Annotated in this window: 3 protein-coding genes; all 3 read right to left on the bottom strand. The window is 67.0% G+C overall.

The genetic code is table 11. From position 1 onward, the window contains the following. Window positions 1–57: 57 nt before the first annotated feature. Window positions 58–909, bottom strand: coding sequence for a hypothetical protein (locus WC815_24055; GenBank protein ID MFA5911865.1), 852 nt, complete (start codon window positions 907–909; stop codon window positions 58–60). A gap of 175 nt (window positions 910–1,084) precedes the next feature. Beyond that, complete coding sequence (locus tag WC815_24060; protein MFA5911866.1) at window positions 1,085–2,359, bottom strand: ISNCY family transposase; 1,275 nt, start codon at window positions 2,357–2,359, stop codon at window positions 1,085–1,087. 167 nt (window positions 2,360–2,526) lie between these two features. Next, the coding region (locus WC815_24065) for a hypothetical protein (protein ID MFA5911867.1) at window positions 2,527–3,999 on the bottom strand (1,473 nt) is incomplete at its 5' end.

The following is a 3,999-nucleotide window of genomic DNA, read 5'->3' on the forward strand; positions in this document are numbered from 1 at the left end:
ACGAAGAGGATGGCCGAGAGTGCAAGAATCGCATTGGCGTGTTTCATAACGAGACCCTCATCGTCGGATGTGATAGTGCTCGTTCGCCGTACCGGAGGATTCGTGCAACGGCGCAAGCCCGAAGAGGTCCTGGACCTTTTGCACAAACCAGTCGCGCACAGCCGTGTCGGAGGGAATCGAACTGGTCCCACCGTTCGCCCTCACGTCCTGACTCTCCCCGATGTTGTGGGTGGCGTGAGGCGTACTCCAATTGGCGCTGATATCGAACCGACCTCCCCAGACCAGGCCCGAGTCGTTGTACGCCAGATTTAGATTCCACCGATTGCCGTAATCCAGGGCCAGTTCGCGTAAGAGTTCATTAAAGCCAGGCTTGGCATAGTGATTGCTCGGGTGGGTCGTTGTTGAGCCGACCAGAATGAAGTTGCCGGTGTCGATCCACTCGTAGTCGCCTTCCTCTTCAGCAATTCTTACGGTATTACACGGTTGACTAAAAGTCTGCTCCCCTTGGTAGGTCAACTGAAAATACGGCTGCACCAGAAAAGAACCGACACCGACCGTCCAGTTGAAAGCCACTTCCCCATAAGGGTTTGTCGTTTGGGGAGAATTGGTGAACGTTCCATGCGCCGTCTCGGAATCTGCGTGCGCGTGACCTCCGTCGCTCGCACTGTTGATCCACCCGTAGAGCGCTACCTGGACGCCTTCCACGCCTACGCCAGATCCGTCCACAACCGCGACCCGGAGCACGGCGCTGGACGTGGGTCGAACCCAGAGTTGAGCCGGACACGACCGGGTGGTCGCTTCGACCACTACACCTCCGGAGGCGTCAGTCAGCTGGGTTGCTAGATCTTGGGGAGGGTCGGGGCTCCCAAGCACGCCCGTCGCCAGCAGCGCCGAAATCAAGTATCGCATCCGTTCATCCTGTCGATAGGAATCCTGCAGCCAGCGATGAATCGTAACGACCGGCTGCGTCAGTTCCGCCGCTAGTTTCGGTATGGCGTCTTCTTGCGCGGAGCGTACCCCCCCTGCGGGAAATGTCAATGAGGCGCACGATGCGTGTCAAGACTCGTTAGAAGTGTCCCCGGCGTTAACTCGATAGAAATGTCCCCTTGAGACTTTTCAAGGACGGCGTGCTCCCGCCAGGGACTCGCGACGGGGTGGGCATCGCGCTGTACCGCTGCCGCCACGGATGATCCGCGGGCGCCGGACGGACCGGCAGGGGCCGTGGCGGGGCCGGTGTCCGCAGGGGCGGGGCGGGCGCCGCGGCCAGTTCGGTCCACGTCATGGGCCGGCCGCGATACTCGATGGCCAGCCGTCCATCCGGCCATTCGCAGACGCGGACGGTGCTGCGCGCCGGCACATGCCCACTCTGACGCGCGAGTTGGAAGAAGCGGTGGTGATACTGCACGACCCAATCGAGGCCGATCGTGCGGGTGACTTCGAGCCGAAAGATGTGATCGAGCGCGCGCGCCGACGGCGCGCGCCGATGAAAGTCCGTGGTGTCGGCCGGCGGCTGGGCGAAGCGCCCATTGTGCGCGGGCCAGTACGTGGCCGCGAGATGCTGATTCGCCGCCGGGTCATCGGCGATGGCGAGGCGTCGCAGCTTCTTCACCAGCCGGTCTTGATGGGTGCCATGATTGCGCTCGACGCGGCCCTTGGCCTGCGGGGAACTCGCCGCAATGATCTGAATGTCGAGTGCCGCACACATGCGCCCGAACTGTGTGACCGGCACCTGGCCGGCGGCTCGCTCCGCCTCCGTCGCGGCCCGCACATAGACGTTTTTCCAGTCGGTGTAGAGCGCCAGCGGCACGCCATGTTGCTCGATCCACGCGCGCAGGACGGTCGCGGCGGCCCAGATCGTTTCTTCCCCACTGAACCGGCCGGTACTCTGACTCGTCGCATCGTCGACCATCGTGATCAAACACCGCTGCGGGCCGCGGTCTTCGTACCACCGATGGAAACTTCCGTCGAACTGCACCAGCTCGCCGAAGTGCGCTTTCCGCTCACGACGCTGTCGATACGCCGAGCGTTTCCGCTGGCGACTCCACAGCCCCGCCGCCAGCATCCAGCGGCGCACGGTCTCGTGATCGAGCGTCAGTCCGTCTTCACTCGCCAGGTGCTCAGCGACCAGCGTCGGGCCAAACCGCGTCGCGACGTCGCCGCTGTATTTCTTGCGAATCAACGCCAGCACCCGCGCGCGTCGCGCCGCGGGCTGGCCGCGATTCGACGTCCGGCCCGCGTGCCGATGGCGCAGCGCCGCCGCTCCACCGCAGCGGAACCGCCGCCATAACCGCTTCGCCTGCCGATAGCCGACGCCCATCAGCACCGCGGCATCGGCCAACCGCAGGCTCTTCGCTTTCACGCGGCCCAACACCTGCACTCGCGATAGCTCTCGCGCACTCATCAATGTCCGTCCCAACCGCGACCTCCACAGTCGCGAGCTTAGGGGACATTTCTAGCGAGTCCCCGAGGGGACATTACCGGCGAGTTACAACAGTGGGTTTGGCGAGGTGTCCGGCAGGGGGCAACCTACTGGCGGCCAAACGGGACGTACAGGGACCGATCGGCGTCCGACTGGACCGCCGTCAGCTGCAGCACGTCGGTGGCAAACCGCGTCAATTCCGCGGAGGCCCGCCGGTGGCTGATCACGACGTACCCGAGCTCGATGCTCCGGGCGAACGTCGGGGCCGCCGCGCGCGCCCGGTCCCATCGATCCCGGCTCACCGGACGGCCTTCGCTCAGATCCACCAGCGGGCCCAGCACCGGGTCGTCCACGTACGAGGCCCGGCGTTCAGGCGTGGTGCGGGACAGGTAGCCGCCGACAATGCGTTTGCCGTGGACCGTCTGGAAGAACTGCGAGTGCGCGGTGAAGTCGCCGAGCGAGGAGAGACCGTCGCGCACGCCGGTCGGCAGGGCCAGCACGCTGATGGGCCGCGGGTCGGCGGCGATGCGGTCGTAGATGGCCGGGATGCCCGCGGCAAACAATTGGCGAGGGGCGGGCATGAGGTCGATCCACAGCAGCGCGGCCACGCCGAGCAGGATCCATTTCCGCCGTTGCGGCACGCGCGCGGTCCAGGCGCTCAGGGCGCCGGCAAACACCATCGCCACGGCCATCGTGGCGACGATTGCCATGCGGCTGGGCATGCGCGCTTCTTCGATGAGGGGGACGTACCGCAGCAGCGCCCACGGCGTGGGGATGTAGGTGTTGACCCCGGCCACATACACGAAGGGGCCCAGCGACATCAGGGCGAAGCCAATCGCGGCGACGGACCAGCGCCAGGACGGACGCCACCCGGTGCGCCAGACCACGCCGCCGATGACCAGGAGGGCCACGATGGAAAGGCTGGCGCTCTGTTCGATGAGGCCGCCGGGATGCGAGGCCAGCCAGCCCCGCACGGCGCCGGGCATCAGCGGGTGCCCGGCCTGCGGCAGGAGCAGCGCGAGCAGGTCGGCCCCCTGCGGCCCGGTGCGCCAGAAGATCGGCGGCGCGTCCATCGAGGCGCCGGTTGCGTGCGAGGCCAGCACCGGCGACGCGGCGAACAGACCGGCAAGCACGGTGACGGCGCCGAGGATGGAGGCGGTGCGCCACGAGGGCCAGGCGTCGGGCGACCAGTGGACGCGCACGGCCATCAGCGCCCGGATCGCCAGCGCCACGGTGAGGACGAGCACCGGCGTGTAGAGGGACCGCACCGAGATCTCCAGCGGCCCCACATGCCAGGCGCCGCCTCCCGTGACGAGCCTGGCGGCCACGACGGCCCCGGCCAGGACCGCGCACGCCGTGACGGCCCACCGCCATCGACCGTCCCGCGAGAGGGCGGGACTGAACGACACGGCGCGGGCCACCAGGAATCCCGCGCCGATCATCACGCAGTACACCGCGTAGTACGGGTCCGCCATCAGCGCCCACGCGGCAGAGAGGCCGACGGCCAGCGCATCCCGCGTGCGGCGCCGTTCCCAGCAGCGGAGCACGCACCAGGTAAAGAGGGGCAGGGGCGCGGCCGC

Source organism: Vicinamibacterales bacterium (genome assembly GCA_041659285.1).
In the GTDB taxonomy this organism is placed as follows: domain Bacteria; phylum Acidobacteriota; class Vicinamibacteria; order Vicinamibacterales; family UBA2999; genus 12-FULL-67-14b.